The 19214-nt window shown below is 70.8% G+C and carries 22 protein-coding genes; 5 read left to right on the top strand and 17 right to left on the bottom strand.

The window, feature by feature from the left end; genetic code table 11:
* From hisB to hisD, 3 genes are read right to left on the bottom strand one after another with little or no spacing between them, the layout of a single operon-like run.
* Positions 1 to 615, bottom strand: a complete 615-nt coding sequence (gene hisB, locus E0497_RS16780; protein ID WP_137725937.1) for an imidazoleglycerol-phosphate dehydratase HisB — start codon at positions 613 to 615, stop codon at positions 1 to 3.
* Positions 615 to 1739: a histidinol-phosphate transaminase gene (locus E0497_RS16775; RefSeq protein ID WP_137725936.1), complete on the bottom strand. Its 1125-nt coding sequence runs from the start codon at positions 1737 to 1739 to the stop codon at positions 615 to 617. The genes hisB and E0497_RS16775 overlap by 1 nt, the downstream gene beginning before the upstream one ends.
* On the bottom strand, positions 1736 to 3070 hold the full coding sequence (hisD, locus tag E0497_RS16770; protein ID WP_137725935.1) for a histidinol dehydrogenase: 1335 nt from the start codon (positions 3068 to 3070) through the stop codon (positions 1736 to 1738). The genes E0497_RS16775 and hisD overlap by 4 nt, the downstream gene beginning before the upstream one ends.
* Positions 3071 to 3225: 155 nt before the next feature.
* Between hisD and E0497_RS16765 the strand changes: the two genes are divergently transcribed.
* Together E0497_RS16765 and E0497_RS16760 are read left to right on the top strand one after the other, a co-directional pair.
* The gene (locus tag E0497_RS16765; protein WP_137725934.1) at positions 3226 to 4530 is read left to right on the top strand and encodes a glycoside hydrolase family 1 protein; all 1305 of its coding nucleotides are present in this window, start codon (positions 3226 to 3228) and stop codon (positions 4528 to 4530) included.
* A gap of 17 nt (positions 4531 to 4547) precedes the next feature.
* A complete protein-coding gene (locus E0497_RS16760) occupies positions 4548 to 5165 on the top strand; it encodes a LysE family transporter (protein ID WP_137725933.1) in 618 nt (205 codons plus the stop codon).
* A gap of 3 nt (positions 5166 to 5168) precedes the next feature.
* Here the strand turns inward: E0497_RS16760 and E0497_RS16755 are convergent, their stop codons facing one another.
* From E0497_RS16755 to nadA, 5 genes are all read right to left on the bottom strand, one after another.
* Entirely contained in the window at positions 5169 to 5561 is a 393-nt protein-coding gene (locus E0497_RS16755; RefSeq protein ID WP_137725932.1) for a tail fiber domain-containing protein, read from the bottom strand.
* A 259-nt stretch (positions 5562 to 5820) separates the two neighbouring features.
* Complete coding sequence (locus E0497_RS16750; RefSeq protein WP_137725931.1) at positions 5821 to 6291, bottom strand: SRPBCC family protein; 471 nt, start codon at positions 6289 to 6291, stop codon at positions 5821 to 5823.
* A gap of 16 nt (positions 6292 to 6307) precedes the next feature.
* Positions 6308 to 7171, bottom strand: coding sequence for a carboxylating nicotinate-nucleotide diphosphorylase (gene nadC / locus E0497_RS16745; protein ID WP_137725930.1), 864 nt, complete (start codon positions 7169 to 7171; stop codon positions 6308 to 6310).
* Positions 7168 to 8754, bottom strand: coding sequence for an L-aspartate oxidase (locus E0497_RS16740; RefSeq protein ID WP_137725929.1), 1587 nt, complete (start codon positions 8752 to 8754; stop codon positions 7168 to 7170). The genes nadC and E0497_RS16740 overlap by 4 nt, the downstream gene beginning before the upstream one ends.
* The gene (gene nadA, locus E0497_RS16735; protein ID WP_137725928.1) at positions 8754 to 9788 is read right to left on the bottom strand and encodes a quinolinate synthase NadA; all 1035 of its coding nucleotides are present in this window, start codon (positions 9786 to 9788) and stop codon (positions 8754 to 8756) included. Before nadA ends, E0497_RS16740 begins: the two co-directional genes overlap by 1 nt.
* Positions 9789 to 9891: 103 nt before the next feature.
* Here nadA and E0497_RS16730 point away from each other — a divergent pair, with 103 nt between their 5' ends.
* Positions 9892 to 10593 (top strand): NUDIX hydrolase, encoded by a 702-nt coding sequence (locus E0497_RS16730; RefSeq protein ID WP_137725927.1) that lies wholly within the window; start codon positions 9892 to 9894, stop codon positions 10591 to 10593.
* A 269-nt stretch (positions 10594 to 10862) separates the two neighbouring features.
* Here E0497_RS16730 and E0497_RS16720 read toward each other — a convergent pair whose 3' ends face one another.
* From E0497_RS16720 to bioB, 3 genes are read right to left on the bottom strand one after another with little or no spacing between them, the layout of a single operon-like run.
* Positions 10863 to 11417, bottom strand: a complete 555-nt coding sequence (locus tag E0497_RS16720) for a DUF2567 domain-containing protein (protein ID WP_241665937.1) — start codon at positions 11415 to 11417, stop codon at positions 10863 to 10865.
* Positions 11418 to 11427: 10 nt separating this feature from the next.
* Complete coding sequence (bsaP, locus tag E0497_RS16715; protein WP_137725926.1) at positions 11428 to 11643, bottom strand: biotin synthase auxiliary protein BsaP; 216 nt, start codon at positions 11641 to 11643, stop codon at positions 11428 to 11430.
* On the bottom strand, positions 11630 to 12634 hold the full coding sequence (gene bioB / locus E0497_RS16710) for a biotin synthase BioB (protein ID WP_137725925.1): 1005 nt from the start codon (positions 12632 to 12634) through the stop codon (positions 11630 to 11632). The genes bsaP and bioB overlap by 14 nt, the downstream gene beginning before the upstream one ends.
* Before the next feature lie 110 nt (positions 12635 to 12744).
* Here bioB and E0497_RS16705 point away from each other — a divergent pair, with 110 nt between their 5' ends.
* Positions 12745 to 13374 (top strand): TetR/AcrR family transcriptional regulator C-terminal domain-containing protein, encoded by a 630-nt coding sequence (locus E0497_RS16705; RefSeq protein WP_137725924.1) that lies wholly within the window; start codon positions 12745 to 12747, stop codon positions 13372 to 13374.
* A 6-nt stretch (positions 13375 to 13380) separates the two neighbouring features.
* Here the strand turns inward: E0497_RS16705 and E0497_RS16700 are convergent, their stop codons facing one another.
* The 6 genes from E0497_RS16700 to E0497_RS16675 form a co-directional block, all read right to left on the bottom strand.
* A complete protein-coding gene (locus E0497_RS16700; RefSeq protein ID WP_137725923.1) occupies positions 13381 to 14022 on the bottom strand; it encodes an NUDIX hydrolase in 642 nt (213 codons plus the stop codon).
* A gap of 8 nt (positions 14023 to 14030) precedes the next feature.
* Positions 14031 to 15332 carry an adenylosuccinate synthetase gene (locus tag E0497_RS16695; protein WP_137725922.1) on the bottom strand — a complete coding sequence of 434 codons (1302 nt, stop codon included), beginning with the start codon at positions 15330 to 15332 and terminating at the stop codon, positions 14031 to 14033.
* Positions 15329 to 16315, bottom strand: a complete 987-nt coding sequence (locus tag E0497_RS16690) for a hypothetical protein (RefSeq protein WP_137725921.1) — start codon at positions 16313 to 16315, stop codon at positions 15329 to 15331. Before E0497_RS16690 ends, E0497_RS16695 begins: the two co-directional genes overlap by 4 nt.
* A gap of 5 nt (positions 16316 to 16320) precedes the next feature.
* Positions 16321 to 17361 carry a protein kinase family protein gene (locus tag E0497_RS16685; protein WP_137725920.1) on the bottom strand — a complete coding sequence of 347 codons (1041 nt, stop codon included), beginning with the start codon at positions 17359 to 17361 and terminating at the stop codon, positions 16321 to 16323.
* A 128-nt stretch (positions 17362 to 17489) separates the two neighbouring features.
* Positions 17490 to 18221, bottom strand: a complete 732-nt coding sequence (locus E0497_RS16680; RefSeq protein WP_137725919.1) for a Mut7-C RNAse domain-containing protein — start codon at positions 18219 to 18221, stop codon at positions 17490 to 17492.
* A 39-nt stretch (positions 18222 to 18260) separates the two neighbouring features.
* A complete protein-coding gene (locus E0497_RS16675; protein WP_137725918.1) occupies positions 18261 to 18500 on the bottom strand; it encodes a hypothetical protein in 240 nt (79 codons plus the stop codon).
* A 233-nt stretch (positions 18501 to 18733) separates the two neighbouring features.
* Here E0497_RS16675 and E0497_RS16670 point away from each other — a divergent pair, with 233 nt between their 5' ends.
* Complete coding sequence (locus E0497_RS16670) at positions 18734 to 19135, top strand: hypothetical protein (protein ID WP_241665936.1); 402 nt, start codon at positions 18734 to 18736, stop codon at positions 19133 to 19135.
* Positions 19136 to 19214: the final 79 nt, after the last annotated feature.

Genomic DNA, 19214 nt, shown 5'->3' with positions numbered 1-19214 from the left:
CTACAGAGCACCCTTCGTGGACGGCACCCCGGACACCCGCGGATCGGGTTCGACGGCTTCGCGCAGCGCGCGGGCGACGGCCTTGAACTCGGCCTCGGTGATGTGGTGCTGGTCGCGTCCGTACAGCACCCGCACGTGCAGGGCGATGCGGGCGTTGGACGCGATGGACTCGAACACGTGCCGGTTGATGACGGTCGAGTACGGGACACCCGGGTAGCCGCCGATCACACTGTGCAGCATGTGTTCCGGCTCCCCGGTGTGCACGCAGTACGGGCGTCCGGACACGTCGACGGAGGCGTGCGCGAGGGTTTCGTCCATCGGGATGAACGCGTCGCCGAAGCGTCGGATGCCCTTCTTGTCGCCGAGCGCCTGGCCGAGGGCCTGCCCGAGGACGATCGCGGTGTCCTCGACGGTGTGGTGGGCGTCGATCTCGACGTCACCCTTCGCGTGCACCGTCAGGTCGAAACTGGCGTGCGCACCGAGGGCGGTGAGCATGTGGTCGAAGAACGGGATGCCCGTGGAGATATCGGTCTTCCCGGTGCCGTCGAGGTTCAACTCGACGACGATGCTCGACTCCCTCGTCGTCCGTTCGACGCGCGCGATCCGGTCGCTCATCACAGCCCCTTCGGTTCGGTGGGGGCCAGCATCCGGCTGACCCGCAGCAGTTCGTCGTTCTCGGCGGCGAGGCCGACGGTGGTCCGCAGATGGCCGGCGATGCCGACGTCGCGGATGAGGACACCCTCGTCGAGGTACCGCTGCCACGTCGCTGCGGCGTCGGCGAAGCGTCCGAAGAGGATGAAGTTGGCGTCGCTGGGGACGACGGTGTACCCCATCGCGGCCAGTTCGGTGCTCACCCGGTCCCGCTCGGACGCGAGTTCGGCGACGCTGCCGAGAGTTTCGTCGGCGTGCCGCAGCGCGGCGCGGGCGGCGGCCTGCGTGACGATCGACAGGTGGTACGGCAGCCGCACCAGCAACACCGCGTCGACGAACGCGGGCGCGGCCACGAAGTAGCCGAGCCGGCCGCCCGCGAACGCGAACGCCTTGCTCATCGTCCGGCTCACCACGAGCTTGGTGGGGTACTCGTCGATCAGGGTGACCGCGGACGGCACCGACGAGAACTCGGCGTACGCCTCGTCGACGATCACGATGCCCGGTGCCGCGTCCAGGATCGGTGTCAGATCCTCGAGCGGGATCGAGTGCCCGGTCGGATTGTTGGGGCTGGTGACGAACACGACGTCGGGACGGCGTTCCTCGATCACGGCCACCGCGGCGGCCGCGTCGAGGGAGAAGTCGGCGCGGCGCGGCGCCGGCACCCATTCGGTCTGGGTGCCGGTCACCAGCAGCGGGTGCATCGAGTACGACGGCACGAACCCGAGCGCGGTCCGCCCCGGACCGCCGAACGCCTGCAGCAGCTGCTGCAGCACCTCGTTGGATCCGTTGGCGGCCCACAGGTTCGACACGTCCAGCGCCACCCCGGTCTGCCGGGTCATGTACGCGGCCAGGTCGGTGCGCAGCGCGACCGCGTCCCGGTCCGGGTAGCGGTGCAGGTCCGCGGCCGCCGCCCGGACGGCCTCGGCGACGTCGTCGACGAGCGCCTTCGACGGCGGGTGCGGGTTCTCGTTGGTGTTGAGCTGCACCGGCACCGTCAACTGCGGTGCGCCGTACGGGGATTGACCGCGCAGGTTGTCGCGGATCGGCAGGTCGTCCAGGCCGGCGGACGCGCCGGGGACGCCGCTCACTTACGGTCCCCGGTCAGGGTCTCGAACCGCAGCCGGACGGCCTCGCCGTGCGCGGGCAGATCCTCGGCGTTGGCCAGGTTGATCACGTGCCGGGCGACGTCCTTCAGGGCGTCCTCGCTGTAGTCGACGACGTGGATGCCGCGCAGGAACGTCTGCACGCTCAGACCCGACGAGTGCCGCGCGCAGCCGGCGGTGGGCAGCACATGGTTGGAGCCGGCGCAGTAGTCGCCGAGACTGACCGGCGCCCACGGGCCGACGAACACGGCGCCGGCGGAGCGAACCTGCGCGGCGACGGCGGACGCGTTCTCCGTCTGGATCTCGAGGTGCTCGGCGGCGTACGCGTTGACGACGCGCAGACCGGCGGCGATGTCGTCGACGAGGACGGTGCCGGACTGGCTGCCCGACAGCGCCGTGGCCACCCGCTCGCGGTGCTTGGTGAACTCGAGCTGAGCGGCGAGTGCACTGTCCACGGCGTCGGCCAGCTCGGCACTGTCGGTGACCAGCACGGACGCGGCCATGACGTCGTGCTCGGCCTGGCTGATCATGTCGGCGGCCACGTGCACGGGGTCGGCGGTGCGGTCGGCGAGGATCGCGATCTCGGTGGGCCCGGCCTCCGCGTCGATGCCGACGAGGCCGCGGCACAGCCGCTTGGCGGCGGTGACGTAGATGTTGCCGGGGCCGGTGATGAGGTCCACGGGGGCGAGCTCGTCACGGTTCGTGTCGGTGCCGCCGTAGGTGAGCAGCGCGACGGCCTGCGCGCCGCCGACGGCCCACACCTCGGTGACACCGAGCAGTTCGGCGGCCGCGAGGATCGTCGGGTGCGGCAGACCGTCGAACGCGGCCTGCGGCGGGGAGGCGACGACGAGGGATTCGACGCCCGCGGTCTGCGCCGGGACGACGTTCATGACGACCGACGACGGGTAGACGGCGTTGCCGCCGGGCACGTACAGGCCGACGCGGTCGACCGGCACCCAGCGTTCGGTGACGGTGCCGCCGGGGACGACCTCGGTGACGGTGTCGGTGCGCCGCTGGTCGGCGTGGACCTTGCGGGTGCGTTCGATCGCGACCTCGAGCGCGGCCCGGACGTCGGCGTCGAGTTCGGCGAGCGCGCGGGTCAGCTCGGCGCGGGGCACCCGCACCGTGGCGGGCCGGACGCCGTCGAACTTCTCGCCGTACTCGAGCGCCGCCTCGACACCGCGGGCACGGATGTCCTCGACGACGGGACGGACCTGATGCAGCACCGCATCCACGTCCACTCCGCCTCGGGGCAGCGCTCCCCGGAGCTCGGCGACGGACGGGGTACGACCACGGAGGTCGGTGCGGGCAAGCATGAGAGGTCCTCTCTGGAGAACGGGGTTCGCCTCGATTATCCGTGATCGGTGCAACACGGTCGCCCTCCGGTCCCACGCGCACACGGCGCGGCCCGTGAACTGCCGCTTTCCGAAAAGACACCTGTCCGGACAATCGATCGTTCTAGAGTTCCGGCATGGCCGACCTCGCTGCCGCACTGGCCGCCACCGCGCTGGCCGTCGCACTGGCCACCGTTCCGATCGCCGCACCCTCGACCGCCGTGGCCGGACCACTGGGGGACGACTTCCTGTGGGGTGTCGCGACGTCCGGATTCCAGTCGGAAGGCTCGGCCCCGGACAGCAACTGGGTGCGCTACTCGGCGGCGGGCCGCACCGACGACCCGGTCGGGAATGCCGTCGACTTCCGGCACCGCTACGCCGAGGACATCGACAACGCGGCGGGCCTCGGAGTCGACGTGTTCCGGTTCGGTGTCGAGTGGGCACGGGTGCAGCCCGAACCGGGCCGGTGGGACGAGACCGAGTTCGCCTACTACGACGACGTCGTCCGGCGGATCCGCGACCACGGCATGACGCCGATGATCACCCTCGACCACTGGGTGTACCCGGGCTGGATCGCCGACCGGGGCGGCTGGGCCGACCCGCGGACCGTCGACGACTGGCTCGTCAACGCCGGGAAGGTCGTCGACCGCTACCGGGACGTCGGGGCGATCTGGATCACGTTCAACGAGCCGACGACGTACGCGCAGCGCGAACTCACCTACGGCGGGATCTCGCTCACCGACGTTCCCCGGATGTTCGACGGCATGACCCGCGCCCACCGGGAGATCTACGACCGCATCCACGCCCTCGATCCGACCGCCCGCGTCGGCAGCAACCTGGCGTTCGTCCCGGCGGTGTTCGGGGCGCTCGATCCGCTGTTCGTCGACCGGGTCACCGACAAGCTCGATTTCCTGGGCATCGACTACTACTACGGCGCCTCGCTCGACAACGTCACGGCGATCGCGGCCGCAACCGACCGGTTCTACGATGTCGTCCCGCAACCGGACGGGATCTACCACGCCCTGACGGCGTACCACCGGAAGCTGCCCGGCATGCCGCTGTACGTCGTCGAGAACGGGATGGCCACCGACGACGGGCAGCCCCGCCCGGACGGCTACACCCGGTCGGATCACCTGCGCGATCACGTCTACTGGATCGAGCGGGCGCGGGCGGACGGCGCCGACGTGATCGGCTACAACTACTGGTCGATCACCGACAACTACGAATGGGGTTCGTACCGGCCGCGTTTCGGCCTGTACACGGTCGACGCCGTCACCGACCCTGCGCTGACCCGACGGCCCACCGATGCGGTGACCACGTATCGGGACGTCGTTGCGGCCGACGGCGTGCCCGACGACTACCACCCGGTGCGGCCGGCCGCGTTCTGCTCACTCGTCGACCCGCTGTTCAGTTGCCTCGGTAGCGGCAGCAGCGGCAGCTAGGCCTACACTTCGACCCCGTGTCGTGGCAGCTCTGGTCGGCGTTCTTCGGCGCTGCCTGGGTGATCAGTCTGTCGCCGGGGGCCGGCGCGATCGCGTCGATGTCGACGGGCCTGCAGCACGGGTTCCGGCGCGGATACTGGAACATCCTCGGGTTGCAACTGGCGCTGCTGCTGCAGATCGCGATCGTCGCGGCCGGGGTGGGCGCACTACTGGCCGGTTCGACGACCGCGTTCCTGACCGTGAAATGGTTCGGCGTCGCCTATCTCGCGTATCTCGGTGTGCGGCAGTGGCGTTCGACGCCCGTCGAGATCGAGGTGACGGACGGCGACGGACGGGGGTCGGCGGCGGCGCTGGTGACGCGGGCGTTCCTCGTCAATGCGAGCAATCCGAAGGCGATCGTGTTCATGCTCGCGGTGCTGCCGCAGTTCCTGGACCCGTCCGCCCCGCTGCTGCCGCAGTACGCGCTCATGGCCGCGACGATGGTGGCCGTCGACACGGCCGTCATGACCGGGTACACGGGCCTCGCCGCACGACTGCTGCGGGCACTGCGGTCGCCCCGTCAGCAGCTCGCCACGAGCAGGGTGTTCGCGGCACTGTTCTTCGTGGCCGCGGCCGCACTCGCGGCCGCGGTGTGAGCGTCACTCCCGGCGTTCCAGTTCCGCCTCCAGTGCGGCGACCCGCCGCTGCAGGGCCTGGATGCTCGCCATGCACACGCCGATCGCGTCGACCGGGTCGATCCGGTGGGTGGATGCGCCGAGACCGAACGCGGTCGCGAAGTCCTGCGACATCGGACCCAGATGCCGGACCGACGGATGATCGAACCCGTAGGTCCACACACTCACCGGCAGGTCGGTGAGCCGGTCGAGGACCTCGTCGGCACCGGCCGACGCGGGCCGCGTCCCGACACCACGCCGGTGGGTGACCGCCGAACGCAGCCACGCCACCGGATGCCGGGTACGTGCGCGGACCTGGGCCCGCACCCGTCCCTGCGTGGTGTCGACCCACTGTTCAACGGGTGAGTCGACGGACATCGTGCTTGACCGACGCGTCACTGAGCATGAGACCGATCCCCAGCCCTATCGCGCTGAGTCCGATCGAGAATGCCGCGGCGCCCAATCCCAATGCGATTCCGAGCATGGCTCCTCCACCTGTGGATGTGATGCCGGAGGGCCGCGATGTGTCCACGGCCGCACCGATCCGGACACATACCATTTTCGACCTGGGCGGACACCCGGGAAAGAGACCCCAGGGTGGGGAATCACCACACCCCGCCACTGCGCCGCAGATCGGTCACGCGTCGGGGTAACGCTCGCGCAGACGGGCGAGCGTGGCCGTGATGCCCTGCTCGTTCCTCGCCCGGAACCCCATCCACTGCACCCACTGGGGGAACCGCACCATCGAATAGTCGAACACCTCGGTCACCGACGTGCGTCCCGGCGCGGTCTCCTCGAGTTCCCAGCGCCAGTGATGACCGAGCGGGTGTCTCCACTCGACGACACGTCCGTCGTCGAAATCGACCACTCGGCTCGTGATCCGGTACGGCACCCCGAACATCGTCATCGACACGGTGAACGCAGAGTCGGGGCCGAGTCGGTCCGGCCCGGACACGGCGCCGCGCACCGTCCCCGAACCGTCCAGTTCGTGATGCCGACGTGGATCGGCGATCAGGGCGAACACCGTCGACGGCGCCGCCGCCACCGTGACCCGGCGGGCTATCCGGCGTGGACCTCGATCGACTGCGACAACGTTCGAGTCGCTCATGCCTCCACGCTACGCGTCACATGTCCAGGCCGAGGTCGAGGACCGTCACCGAGTGGGTGAGCGCGCCGACGGCGAGGTAGTCGACACCGGTCGCGGCGTAGTCGGCGGCCACGTCGAGGGTCAGCCCGCCGGACGACTCGAGCCGGGTGGACGGCGAGACCGTGTCGCGGCGCTGCACCGCAGTCTGCGTCTGCCACAGCGGAAAGTTGTCCAGCAGAACAAGTTCCGCACCCTCGGCGAGGACCGCATCCAACTGCTCGAGGGTGTCGACCTCCACCTCGCACTCGATGTCGGGGGCGACCGCCTTCACCGCGCGCAGCGCGGCGACGACCGACCCGGCCGCGACGACGTGGTTGTCCTTGATGAGCGCCGCGTCACCGAGTCCCATCCGGTGGTTGACGCCGCCCCCGGCGCGGACCGCGTACTTCTGCAGGCCGCGCAGCCCGGGCAGCGTCTTACGACTGTCCCGGATCTTGCAGTCGGTACCGTCGACGGCGTCGACCCATGCCGCCGTCGCGGTCGCGATCCCGGACAGGTGGCACATCAGGTTGAGCATCGTGCGTTCGGCGGTGAGCAGTGCCAGCGTCGGCGCCTTCACCGTGAGGACGGCGTCGCCCGGCACGACGCGGGTGCCGTCGGCGACCCGGTGGATCACCTCGTAGTTGCCGGCACCGATCACCTCGTCGAGCACCACCAGGCCGACGTCGACACCGGCGACGGTGCCGACCGCGCGGCTGACCACGGACGCCTCGGCGACGGCGTCGGCGGGCACGGTGGCCACCGACGTGACGTCCGGGCCGTAGCGGAGGTCCTCGTCCAGTGCGGTGCGCACCAGGGCGAGCGTCTCCTGCGGATCGAGTCGGTCCTGCGTGGTGCTCACTGTGCTCCTATCGATAGCAATACGTCGGCATCCGCCGACTCGAGTTCGCCGTCGCGGCCGATCCGCACGGGGATGCTGCGCCGGAAGGCGTCGGACGTGTCCGGATGGTCGACGCGAGTGTGACAGCCGCGACTCTCCCGCCGCTGCGACGCCGCCAGCACCAGCGCCGACGCCGCGACCGCGAGCGCGGTGTCCTCGAGGGCGCGGCCGTGGCCGGCGACCACGACTGCGCCGGTGCGCAGTTCAGTTGCCGCCGTATCGAGTCCGGCACCGTCACGGACGACGGATGCGTGCGCGGTCATCAGTGCCTGCACCCGGTCGCGGGGCGTCCGGCGCCGGAACGGCAGCAGCAGATCGTCGGCCTCCACGGGCAGTCCCGCCCGCTCGATCGCGGCGTGTCCGACGCGTTCCCCGACGACCAGACCCTCGAGGAGACTGTTGGACGCCAACCGGTTCGCGCCGTGCAGTCCGGTGCGGGCGACCTCGCCGACCGCGAACAGGCCCGGCACCCCGGTGCGCCCGTGCACGTCGGTGACGACGCCGCCGCACGAGTAGTGCGCGGCCGGGGCGACCGGAATCAGTTGGTGGGCCGGGTCGATACCCGCGGCCAGGCACGACGCCGTGACGGTCGGGAACCGGGCGGCGAACCCGGTCAGGTGCCGGGCGTCGAGGTACACGTGGTCGGTTCCGGTCTCGCGCAACCGGCGGGCGATCGCCCGGGAGACGACGTCCCGCGGCGCCAGATCCCCCTGCGGGTGCACACCGTCGGTGACCGAACGGCCGTCGGCGTCGACCAGGCGGGCACCCTCGCCGCGCACCGCCTCGCTGACCAGGGGCCGGCGTCCGGTCCCGCCCGGCGCGAACAGCACGGTGGGATGGAACTGGACGAACTCGAGGTCGGCGACCGTCGCACCCGCCTCGAGGGCGAGCGCGATACCGTCGCCGGTCGCGCCCGCCGGGTTGGTGCTGCACGAGTACAGCTGTCCCAGGCCGCCCGTCGCGAGCGCCACCGTCGGGGCGTGGACGACACCGAGTCCTTTGTCGGACACCACGATCACACCGGTGACGCCGCGGGCGTCGGTGGTGACGCGGGCCGCGGCGGCCCCGAAGATCACCGGCATCCCGGCCGCATTGAGCGCCCGTTGCACCTCGGCGCCGGTCGCGTCACCGCCGGCGTGCACGATGCGGCGGGTGCTGTGCCCGCCCTCACGGGTCCGGGAGATGTGCCCGTCGGAGCCGACGTCGAACACCGCCCCGAGCGCGGTGAGCGCGGCGAACGCCTCCCGCCCGGCCGACACGATCGACCGGACCGCGACCCCGTCGCACAGTCCGACCCCGGCGACGCACGTGTCACCGGTGTGCGAATCCACCGAGTCGGTCCGCGGATCCCCCACCACCGCGATGCCGCCCTGCGCGTACTGGGTGGCGGTGTCGGTGGGGCCACCCTTGCTCAGCACGAGCACCGTCAGGCCCCGCTGTGCGGCGGTGCGGGCCGCGGTCAGACCCGCGACCCCACCACCGACGACGACCAGGTCCGCACGGGCCTCCCACTGCACCCCCTCGTTCCCGGCCGCGGCGGGCATTACTCGCCGCCGCCCGGGTTGCCGATCTCGATCATGCGCTGCACCGACTTGCGGGCCCGCTCCGCGACGTCGGCGGCGACGTGGACCTCGTCCTTGCCCTCGGCGAGGCAGCGCAGCAGCGCGGCCGGGGTGATCATCTTCATGTACGGGCACGACGCGCGATCGTTGACTGCCTGGAAGTCGACGCCCGGCGCCGCCTTGCGCAGCTGGTGCAGCATGCCGACCTCGGTGGCGACGAGCACCTGCGTGGCACCGGTCTCCCGGGCCGCGTCGAGCATGCCGCCCGTCGAGAGGATCTTGACCTTGTCCTCCGGCACGAAACCCTCGCCGGCGAGGTAGAGCGCCGAGGTGGCGCAACCACATTCGGGGTGCACGAACAGTTCGGCGTCCGGGTGGCTCTTCGCCTTCGCGGTGAGCTCGTCGCCGTTGATGCCCGCGTGGACGTGGCATTCGCCGGCCCAGATGTGCATGTTCGTCCGTCCGGTGACGCGCTTGACGTGGGCACCGAGGAACTGGTCCGGCAGGAACAGCACCTCCCGGTCGGCGTCGATCGAGGCGACGACGTCGACCGCGTTCGACGACGTGCAGCAGATGTCCGTCAGACCCTTCACCTCGGCGGTGGTGTTGACGTACGACACCACCAGCGCGTCGGGGCGCTCGGCCTTCCACTCCCGCAACTGGTCGGCGGTAATCGAGTCGGCGAGCGAGCAGCCGGCCCGCTCGTCCGGGATCAGCACCGTCTTCTCCGGGCTGAGGATCTTCGCGGTCTCGGCCATGAAGTGCACACCGCAGAACACGATGGTGCCCTCTTCGGCCTCCGCAGCGATCCGCGAGAGCGCCAGCGAGTCACCGACATGGTCGGCGACGTCCTGGATCTCGGGCAGCTGATAGTTGTGCGCCAGGATCGTGGCGTTCCGTTCCTTCGCCAGACGACGCACCTCGGCCGCCCACTCGGGCCCGGCCTCGATGCCGGTGTATCCACCGGGACCGTCCTGGATCTGTCCGGCAGCACCCGCCCACACCGTTGACGTCATGGCCACTCCTTCTTCACGGGACCGCTCGGCAACCCCGTCACTCCAACTCGGGCGGGCCGGCCCGAATTTCCGAAATCGAGGTTTTCGACTTAGGATCGAAAACATGCCACATGGTAGCACCGTCCACGAAGTCCTCACCGCGGTGTTCCAGGTTCGCCCCGGACCGGACGGTGTCGCCGCAGGTGACGAGCTCATGGTGCTGCTGTGGCAGCGCGCCCTCGACCCCCAGTCCGGCACGTGGTCCCTGCCCGGCGGCACCCTCGGCGACGACGAGGACCTCGCCACCTCCGCCCGACGTCAGCTCGCCGAGAAGGTCGACGTCCGCGACGTCGCCCACCTCGAACAGTTGTCGGTGTTCAGCGACCCACACCGGGTTCCCGGCGACCGGCGTATCGCCTCCACCTACCTGGGCCTCGTCCCACTGCCCGCCGATCCCCGGCTCCCCCCCGACACCGCATGGCATCCCGTGTCCGCGCTGCCACCGATGTCGTTCGACCACGGCACCGTCGTCGACCACGCCCGCACCCGTCTCGCCGCGAAACTGTCGTACACCAACATCGCGTTCGCCCTCGCCCCCGACGAATTCACCCTCTCCACCCTGCGCGACATCTATTGCGCCGCACTCGGATACCAGGTGGACACCACCAATCTGCAACGCGTCCTCACCCGCCGCCGCGTCATCACCGCCACCGGCAACACCGCCCGCTCCGGTCGCGCCGGCGGCCGCCCCGCCGCCCTCTACCGCTTCACCGACGCCCGCCTACGCGTCACCGACGAATTCGCGGCACTGCGCCCGCCGGGGTGAGTGCGCGGCGGGCCGGCAGTGACGTGTGGGGCATCCCGCCGGAAGGCGCCCGTTCCCCGACGACGAACGGCGAGCGACACTGTCTCAGGGGGTGTCCCATCGTCGCAGGGTTTCTCCCCGGCGAATGGGCCTGCGACAGTCGGACAACCCCTGCGACAGTTCCCCGGCAACCTGCACGACCGGTTCCATCTCGATATCGTCCCCAGTCCGAGTGGTGTCACCCACCACCTGTTCCGGCAGGATCGTCGACGCCACCGCGTTCACGACGTTCACGGCGCGAGCGGCGAAGGCACTGCAGCGGGATCGGCCGGTTCCGTGACCGCCCCGGTGTCGAGGTCGTCGTGCGGGCTCATGCCGGCGAGCAGCAGATAGGTCAGGGCCGCGAAGAGCGGCTGCACGATCAGCACCGTCGGTGTCCCGATACCGGGCGCGACCGCAATGATGGATCCCACGGCCGGCGAATCCACGTCCGGGAAGCGCAGCGACGCCACCCCGGCTCCGGCGAGGATCGCGGCCCCCGCGCTCAGACCGGACCCGACGACCAGCACGGCCACCGCAGCCGGCCCACGCACCCGCCGCACCCCCCACACCACGACCGCCGACAGCACCCCGACCACCAGGCCGATGCCGCAGAACATCGCGGTCGCCACGAAATGGTGCTGCGATTCGGAGGTCAGCAGGACACCCCGGTCCTGCTCGACGACGAGCATCCGCACGCCCGGCGCGAGCAGCGCCCACACGACCCCGGCGAGCGCGCCGACCACCGTGAGCAGGCCGGTGATCCGCGCGAGGGTGCGCCGGGGCGAATGCGGAGATGTCGTCACCCGCGCGACGTTACCTGCGTCCGAGCGTGGCCGAATCGAGGACACCGTGACGGGAACACTCGGCCCACCATCCGTCGGGGCTGATCTGCACGACCATGCGCCGGCCGCACTCCGCACAGAACCGGGGCGGTTCGAGACCCAGTCGCGCGGACATCGATACGACGTCGTCGGTGCCGGCGGGGCGGCCGGTGAACGGGTCGAAGCGTGGGGCGTCAGATCGTGGCATTGAGCGCCTTGATCGGCATTTCGAGGTCGACGAGCAGGTCCAGGTCGGATTCGGCGGGCCGGCCGAGGGTGGTGAGGTAGTTGCCGACGATGACGGCGTTGATGCCACCGAGGATGCCCTGCTTGGCGCCGAGGTCACCGAGGGTGATCTCGCGTCCGCCCGCGAACCGCAGGATCGTGCGCGGCAGCGCCAGCCGGAACGCGGCGACGGCCTTGAGGGCCTCGGATGCCGGCAGCACGTCGAGGTCCCCGAACGGGGTGCCCGGACGCGGGTTGAAGAAGTTCAGCGGCACCTCGTCGGGGTCGAGGGCGGCGAGGTTCGCGGCGAACTCGGCGCGCTGCTCGAGCGTCTCCCCCATGCCGAGGATGCCGCCGCAGCACACCTCCATGCCGGCCTCGCGCACCATGCGCAGTGTGTCCCAGCGTTCCTCCCACGTGTGGGTGGTGACGACGTTCGGGAAGTACGACTCCGCGGTCTCGAGGTTGTGGTTGTAGCGGTGCACACCCATCGCCGCGAGGTGCTCCACCTGCTCCTGGGTGAGCATGCCGAGCGAACACGCGATCTGGATGTCGACCTCGCTGCGGATCGCCTCGATCCCGGCGGCGACCTGCGCGAGCAGTTTGGCGTCCGGGCCGCGGACCGCGGCGACGATGCAGAACTCGGTGGCGCCGGTCTTCGCGGTCTGCTTCGCGGCCTCGACGAGGCTGGGGATGTCCAGCCACGCCGACCGGACCGGGGACGCGAACAGCCCGGACTGTGAACAGAAGTGGCAGTCCTCGGGGCAGCCGCCGGTCTTGAGGCTGATGATGCCCTCGACCTCCACTTCCGGGCCGCACCACTGCATCCGCACGTCGTGAGCGAGGGCGAGCAGGTCCTCGAGACGGCCGTCGTCGAGTGTCAGGACCGCGAGCACCTGCTCCTGGGTCAATCCTTCACCGCGGCCCAGGACCTGGTCGCGGGCGATCTCGAGAATGTCGGGGGCCTGGGTCACTGCACGCTCCTGAAGAAGACTTGAACACCGTACAAGTTGAACGGCGTTCACGTTAGAGCGGCGGTCGATTAGTGTCAAAGGACCACCCGGTAATCGGCAGGAGCAGATCGGTGCAGCTACGACGCGGCGACGTCCTCGACGGCGCGATGGCGATCCTCGACGAGTACGGTCTCGCCGACCTGACGATGCGACGACTCGCGACCTCGCTCGGCGTGCAGCCGGGCGCCCTGTACTGGCATTTCCCCAACAAGCAGACGCTGCTGGGCGCGATGGCCGACCGCATCCTCGAGGGCGTCGACGCCCCGGTGACGTCGGAGCGGTGGGACGACGGCATCGCCGAACTCGCACACCGGCTCCGTGGCGCCCTGCTCGCGCACCGCGACGGCGCCGAACTGGTGGCGGCGACGTACGCGTCGCGGATGACGTCGAATCTGGCGCGGGAAAGTTTCGTGGGCGCCGGGGTCCGGGCCGGCCTGCCCCGCCCCTACGCCGAACTCGCGGCGTACACGCTGCTGTACTTCGTGCTCGGGCACACCGTCGACGAACAGTCCCGCGCCCAACTGGCGGAGATGGGCGCCCTCACCCGCACCCCGGCCTCCCCGGACACCGAGACGGGCGCCGACCTCGGCTCCGACGACGAACTGCTCGACGGTGATCCACAGGTGCGGTTCGACTTCGGTCTCGCCCTGTTCGTCGACGGGGTGCGGGCGCGGCTCACCGAAGCGGCGCCGCGGCCCTGAGCCGCGTCACCGCTCGGTCCACCGCCACACGACCGCCGGCCGGCCCGTCGCCTGGACTCGCACCCGTTCGTCGGTACGTTCGAGGCCGGGCAGGTTCTTCAGGGTGCGGTTGAGGTTGCCGGCGTCGGGCCGGGCGCCGGTGAGCGCGGTGGTGACCTCGACGGCGTAGGTGGCCGGGAACTCGGGGCCGAGCAAGGCGCGCGTGAACACCCGGTCGTGCCACAGGAGCCGATCGCCGGCGATCGCCCGGCCGTCGGCGACGATCCGGTCGTGGTCGAATGCGAGATCGGCGGGCTCGGCGGGCTCGCCGAAGCCCAGCCAACGCGTGTCCGGAGCGCCACCGTCGGTGACGACGGCCCACATCGTCACCGACAGGGTCGGGCCGCGCGGGTCGCGGTGCGGCTCGTCGAACACCGCGAGCTGACCGGTGGCGGCGACGGATCCGTCGGGGACACCGAGTTTCGTGGTGACGGCGCGGCGGGCGGCGTCCCGCAGCCGCTCCCCCGCCCCGAGCAGCACACCGGGCAGTGCGAGTTGCCCGGTGTACGGCTCCCAGCTGCGTGGGGCGACCGCGTACCGCAACCGGCCCGGCTCGGGGTCACCGAACCGGAGGGCGAGCACGTCAACGGAGACGGCGGACTGATCCATGCCGTCGATCATGCGGCAACGGGTGCGGCGACCCGGCGGTCGGCCCGGTCCGGTCCGTGCGCGGTGAGCACGACGGGGACGCCGGTGACGTCCGCGATCCGGTCGAGCACCCCGGCCGGGTCGAGCGGCGCGTAGTCGACGGAGACCGCGTCGAGGGCGTCGGTGAGCCGCTGCTGGTGGTCGAGGTCGCGCCACGGCCCGGGCGCGATCCGGTCCCCGAATCCGGGGTAGAACCGTCCCGTCCGGAGCGGGACACCGGCCGCCGCCGCGCGGGCGACGGCGTCGAGGTGGGTGACCGCGAGCCCGTCGACGCGACCGCACACGTCGACGGCGTACCGCAACAGCACCTCGTCGAGGTGCCCCACCCGGAACGCACCCTGGTAGCGGCCGGTCCCGTTGTGTATCTCCGGCAGGGCCGCGGCGAGTGACGGATCCTCGGTGGGGTGCGGTCCGGCACCGTGCCGCGTCGTGTAGGTGCGGGTCACACCGAGCACGTAGCCGTCGCGGCCGATCTCGTCGAGCAGCACGTGCGCGTTCGACGGTTCGACGGTGGACCACGTGGTGTGCGGGTGGAAGCCGCGCCACTCGTCGAGCAGAACGCCCTGCGCACCCTCGAACACCAACCGTCCCCGCGCGGCGAGGTCGGCGAGACCGCCGCCGTCGACGATGCGGACCGCGGCCGCGAACTCGGTGTACATCGCAACCAGGTCGTCGAGGTCGGGAAGGCGGTGCCGGCCGCCGTCCAGCAGCGGACCGTACACGTGACGCATCCGGGTGAGCTTGGCGCGCAACCGGTCCGGTGTCCGGCAGTCGCCGACGGTCGGCGCGTCCGGGTGCGCGAGCGCATACGCCGCCGTCTCCCCGATGCCCTTGCCGCACGACCCGTGCCGACCGTCCCCGCGAGCGTCCTCACGGGTCCGGTTGGCGGCCACATGGATCGGGGTGGTGAGCAGTGCGTCCGGGTCGAGGTGCAACAGCCCCAACGGGTTCGGCACCCCCAGCGTCGCGAGTTCCCGCGCCTCGGCGGCCAGGGCCATCGGTTCGACGAGCACGTGCCGCGACAGCACCGTCGGCACACCCGAGAACGTACCGGCCCCGAACTGGGAGAAGGTGTGGTGCCGGCCGTCGGCGACCACGTTGTGTGCGGCCTGCGCGCCGCCGTTGAAGCGGACGACGGCGGCCACGTCCAGGCCCGCGTCGGGTGAGCACAGCCAGTCGACGGTCGCGCCCTTGCCGGCGTCACCGAACCCGAGATCGACGACGACGATGTCCCGGCCCCCGATGTCCCGGCCCCCGATGTCGCCGGTCATCGGAACGTGACGTCGTCGGTGCCCGGATCACCGAGCGGCAGTGTCGCCGTCGACACCGGGGCGCGGGTGGCGCCGAGCGTGGCGAGTGCGGTGCCGACCGCGGCGGCCTCGTCGACCGAGCCGATGTCGCGCAGGTCGGCGAGCCCCTTCCCGAGGTCGATGCGGTCCTCGCCGATGCCGACGGTCAGGGCTATCAGTTCGCACACCGCCGCCGGATCGTCGAGCTTGAGGAACCGCTCGCCCAGCAGCCGCGTCCAGTGCTCGGCGATCTGCGGGTCGGTGTAGTACGCCGACTGGTTCGGCAGCACGAAGTACACGTTCCAGCGCTGCTCGAGTTCCCGGTACACCGATTCGACGCTCACGTCCTGACGTAGATCGTCACCGATCACGGCCCGCACCTGCCGGGCCGACAGCCGCGGCTTGTTCAGCTCGTCGCCGATGACGAACAGATAGCCCTTGCGGCCCCGCCGGTCCCACGCGTCGGTGGTGATGTGCCGGGCCATGAAATAGGCGGCCAGCTCGTAGCTCTCCGACTTCTGCCCGCCGCCACCGCCCTCGAGGAAGATGGTGCGCAACTGGTCGTCCATCGCGTTGTCCGACTCGAACTGCCCGACCTGCAACGGCACCCGATCGCTGTCGGCGTCGCCGATGCCACCGAACAGGATCTGCGGATCGTCCGCGTACCCCTTGCGTTGCAGCAGCCCGTGCAGCTTGCCGAGCTTGTCCTGCATGATCCGCGGCACCACGCCCATCGAGCCGGTGACGTCGAACAGCACCGCGATCGGCAGCGACCCCGGGTGGCCGTCCGAGTCCCGCGACTCCCGCGCCGTCACCCCGTACGGGTCGAGGCTCGGGTCCACCTTCCACTCGGTGTACGGCCGCGACCGCATCGTGGCGGTGTAGCCGAAGTCGTCGAGTCCGCGGGCGGCCCGGAACGTCTTGGCCGCAGCGAACGTGTCGTCGTCCCACTTGCCGTAACCCATGATGATCACTGTCCTTTCGAGGTGCGGAATGCGAACGGGCGGAAGCGTCGTCGCCCGTACAGTCGGTCGAGGAGGTCGTCGAACTCGGTGAGCAGGTCCGCGGCGTCGGGGCGCCGGCGCGGCGCGTCCTGCATGCAGCCGGACACGAAGCGGCGCATCGCCGTCGGGGCACGGCCTGCGAGCATGTGCCGCATCAGCGCGTGCGTCATGTACACGTCCCACGCCGGGGTCGCCGCGGTGTCCGGCGGATAGAACTGTCGCTGCGACCCGATCCGCGCGGCCGGAGTGTCGCCGGGCCGGGTCGCGAACGACCATCCGGCGAGCACCACCCCGTGCCGGTCCGGATGGATCAGCACGTTGTCGGCGGTGATCGCGGTGTGCACCCAGCCGGCCCGGTGCGCGGCCGCCACGGCCCGCAGCAGCCGTCGGTGCATCCACGCCCAATCCCGCGGATCGATCCCGTCGGGGTGCGCGGCCCGGACGTCGGCGAGGGTGACGAAGCCGTCGGCGAGCGCGTCGAGGACGTTCACCGACCGCCGGGCCCCGGACGCGGCATCGACGTGGGTGACCCGGTCGACGAGCGTCGGGAAGTAGGCGCGCAGCCAGTCGTGTCCGCGCTCGGCCGAGGCCGCGATGTCGGTGAGCGCGGCCCGTTCCGCGTCGAGCAGGACGTTCGACGCCACCGCGCGCGGAATCTTGACCGTCACCGGCGTGCCGTCGGTGTCCGTGGCACGGAACAGGTCGGCGACCGATCCGCACGCATGCCGACCACCGAGGGTGTAGGTACCCGCCGTCCCGGTCAGCGTCACCGCGGCCACCGGTTCCCCGCACCAGCTGCGGTACAGCTCCGTCACGGTGGCGAACGCCGCGGCCGCCCGGGCGGCATCGGCCGGAGCGACCCGATCCGGGTGCACGAGCATCGACAGCCGGTGGAACTCGCGGCGCGCGGCGCGACGGGCCGCGGAATCCGTTGCGGGAGGACCGAACAGGTCGGCCGGCGCGGTGGCCGACTCGACGGCCGTGAAACCTGCAGTGGTCGTGGTCATGGTTTTAGTCTAAATGACTACAAGTGGAGATTGCAAGACGTCACGGAGTCGCAGGGGTTCTCCACCGGTCGCAGGGGTTCTCCGCACCGAATGGGTCTGCGACCGTCCGACAGCCCCTGCGGCGGCGATCAGATCCAGACGCCGACCTCGGCGAGCCGTCCCCGCAGTCGGGTGACGTGCCCGCCCGGCCAGTAGAAACGGTCGCAGTCGGGGCACCGGCGGAACCGGACCTGTTCGCCCCGCACCGACTCCGGGACGTCCCCGCGCGCCGGGGTGGCGGCCTCGAGGATCCCGTTGCAGCGGGCGCAGCGGGTGAGCGGGGCGAGCCGGTCGGCCAGACGGAACCGGTCGAGCACCTCGCGGAGTTGGCGGCGCGGATCGGTCTCGTGGACGAAGCCGCCGTGGACGACGGCCGACCGCCGCAGCAGTCCCACGTCACGGGTGAGCAGGACGCGGTATTCGGTGCGTGACAGCGCCACCAGCACGTCGTCCGGGGCGTCGTTCGTGTAGGCGCAGTCGATACCGAGCAGTCTCAGGTAGCGGGCGAGCGCGCCGAGATGCACGTCGAGGACGAACCGCTCCGGCGGCGGGGGCCGCAGCCGCGGCAGGCCGTCGAACGCCTGGAACGTCGGATAGACGGCAACCCGTTCCCCGCCGCACAGTCGGCGCCCGAAGCCGACCACTCCCCCGTCGACCAGGATCAGATCGACCTCGGTGTGCGGCACCCCGAACGCCTCGATCCGATCCTTCACCGACGGGGTGCCGTCGAACACGTGCACGACCGTCCGCCGACGCAACAGCGGGCGCAGGAAATCGTTCAGCTCACCGTAGAAACGGAACTCGCAGTGGTGACGGGACATGGTGGCACCTGTCCACCACGGTACCGACCGACGCGAGTGTCAGGGATACGTGGCGCGCCCGGGGCGGAACCCCGAGATCAGGCCGGGCACCCCGTCGACCAGGACGAGAACACCGACCGCGACAGCGATACCGACGCCCGGATGCGTATTCCACAGCGTGCCGCCCAGCGCCAGCGCGCCGACGATGCTCAGTATCCAGCCGGCCGTGTGGGCACCACGAACCGCACCGAACAGGTGACACACTGCGCCCAGCAGTGCTGCGCCGATCCCGATCAACATGAACTCCCCCGTCCGCATCTGTTGCGTCGACCGTACCCACGTATGCGGGTTTCGTCGTGCCGGTACAGGGTCGCCGGCCTTCGGATTGTTGTCGCAGGCCGAGTCGCGTGGTCGCAGGGGTTGTCGACCTCGAATCGGCCTGCGGCGGGGCGACAAGCCCTGCGACGACGTGCGACTCCCCACGCCGATCTCGATGAGCCTGCTCTCTCTGGCCCGCGGATACGCTCGGGCGCATGACTCCTGCGGGTGCATCAGGTCGTGACCGTCGTGTTCTCACCGTCCTGGTCGAGGAACTGGCGATCGAGGACGGGGAGATTCCGCCGCCCCGGGTCGGGGAGGTGCTCGCGTTCCCGCTGCGGTTCGTCGAATACCCGGCGGACGACGGCGACACCGTCACCGTGCGCGGCCTGCTCGAACCGAGCGGGCGCCCACCGGTCCTGCAGCGCACCGGCGACGACACGCCGCGCCGGTGGGAGTGGTCGGGGCTGTTGCACGGTGACGGCTGGACCGCGTCGTGGCGCGGGTTCCGGCCGCTGACCGGACGGGTGGACGGGAGAGTCCCCTGGGGTGGTGTAAACCGGGATCCCCGCTTCCGTGACCGTGTCGGTCCCGGAAGCGGAAGAGCCACCGCGTGAAGCTCTGTGAGTACCGACCAAGGAACTCACGACAAGGAGACCACGCGATGGCCCTGGACCAGTCTGCCCTATCCGAGCT

This window comes from Prescottella subtropica (genome assembly GCF_005434945.1).
Taxonomy (GTDB): Bacteria; Actinomycetota; Actinomycetes; order Mycobacteriales; family Mycobacteriaceae; genus Prescottella; species Prescottella subtropica.
Note: the sequence above shows the minus strand (reverse complement) of the source record. Positions and strands in the feature narration are given on the sequence as shown.

Bases quoted from the DNA above. Each gene is read 5' to 3' on its own strand.
- hisB (WP_137725937.1), bottom strand. From the start codon at position 615: ATGAGCGACCGGATCGCGCGCGTCGAACGGACGACGAGGGAGTCGAGC.
- hisD (WP_137725935.1), bottom strand. From the start codon at position 3,070: ATGCTTGCCCGCACCGACCTCCGTGGTCGTACCCCGTCCGTCGCCGAG.
- E0497_RS16765 (WP_137725934.1), top strand. From the start codon at position 3,226: ATGGCCGACCTCGCTGCCGCACTGGCCGCCACCGCGCTGGCCGTCGCA.
- E0497_RS16755 (WP_137725932.1), bottom strand. From the start codon at position 5,561: ATGTCCGTCGACTCACCCGTTGAACAGTGGGTCGACACCACGCAGGGA.
- E0497_RS16750 (WP_137725931.1), bottom strand. From the start codon at position 6,291: ATGAGCGACTCGAACGTTGTCGCAGTCGATCGAGGTCCACGCCGGATA.
- E0497_RS16740 (WP_137725929.1), bottom strand. From the start codon at position 8,754: ATGCCCGCCGCGGCCGGGAACGAGGGGGTGCAGTGGGAGGCCCGTGCG.
- nadA (WP_137725928.1), bottom strand. From the start codon at position 9,788: ATGACGTCAACGGTGTGGGCGGGTGCTGCCGGACAGATCCAGGACGGT.
- E0497_RS16730 (WP_137725927.1), top strand. From the start codon at position 9,892: ATGCCACATGGTAGCACCGTCCACGAAGTCCTCACCGCGGTGTTCCAG.
- bsaP (WP_137725926.1), bottom strand. From the start codon at position 11,643: ATGCCACGATCTGACGCCCCACGCTTCGACCCGTTCACCGGCCGCCCC.
- E0497_RS16700 (WP_137725923.1), bottom strand. From the start codon at position 14,022: ATGGATCAGTCCGCCGTCTCCGTTGACGTGCTCGCCCTCCGGTTCGGT.
- E0497_RS16695 (WP_137725922.1), bottom strand. From the start codon at position 15,332: ATGACCGGCGACATCGGGGGCCGGGACATCGGGGGCCGGGACATCGTC.
- E0497_RS16690 (WP_137725921.1), bottom strand. From the start codon at position 16,315: ATGGGTTACGGCAAGTGGGACGACGACACGTTCGCTGCGGCCAAGACG.
- E0497_RS16685 (WP_137725920.1), bottom strand. From the start codon at position 17,361: ATGACCACGACCACTGCAGGTTTCACGGCCGTCGAGTCGGCCACCGCG.
- E0497_RS16680 (WP_137725919.1), bottom strand. From the start codon at position 18,221: ATGTCCCGTCACCACTGCGAGTTCCGTTTCTACGGTGAGCTGAACGAT.
- E0497_RS16675 (WP_137725918.1), bottom strand. From the start codon at position 18,500: ATGTTGATCGGGATCGGCGCAGCACTGCTGGGCGCAGTGTGTCACCTG.
- E0497_RS16670 (WP_241665936.1), top strand. From the start codon at position 18,734: ATGACTCCTGCGGGTGCATCAGGTCGTGACCGTCGTGTTCTCACCGTC.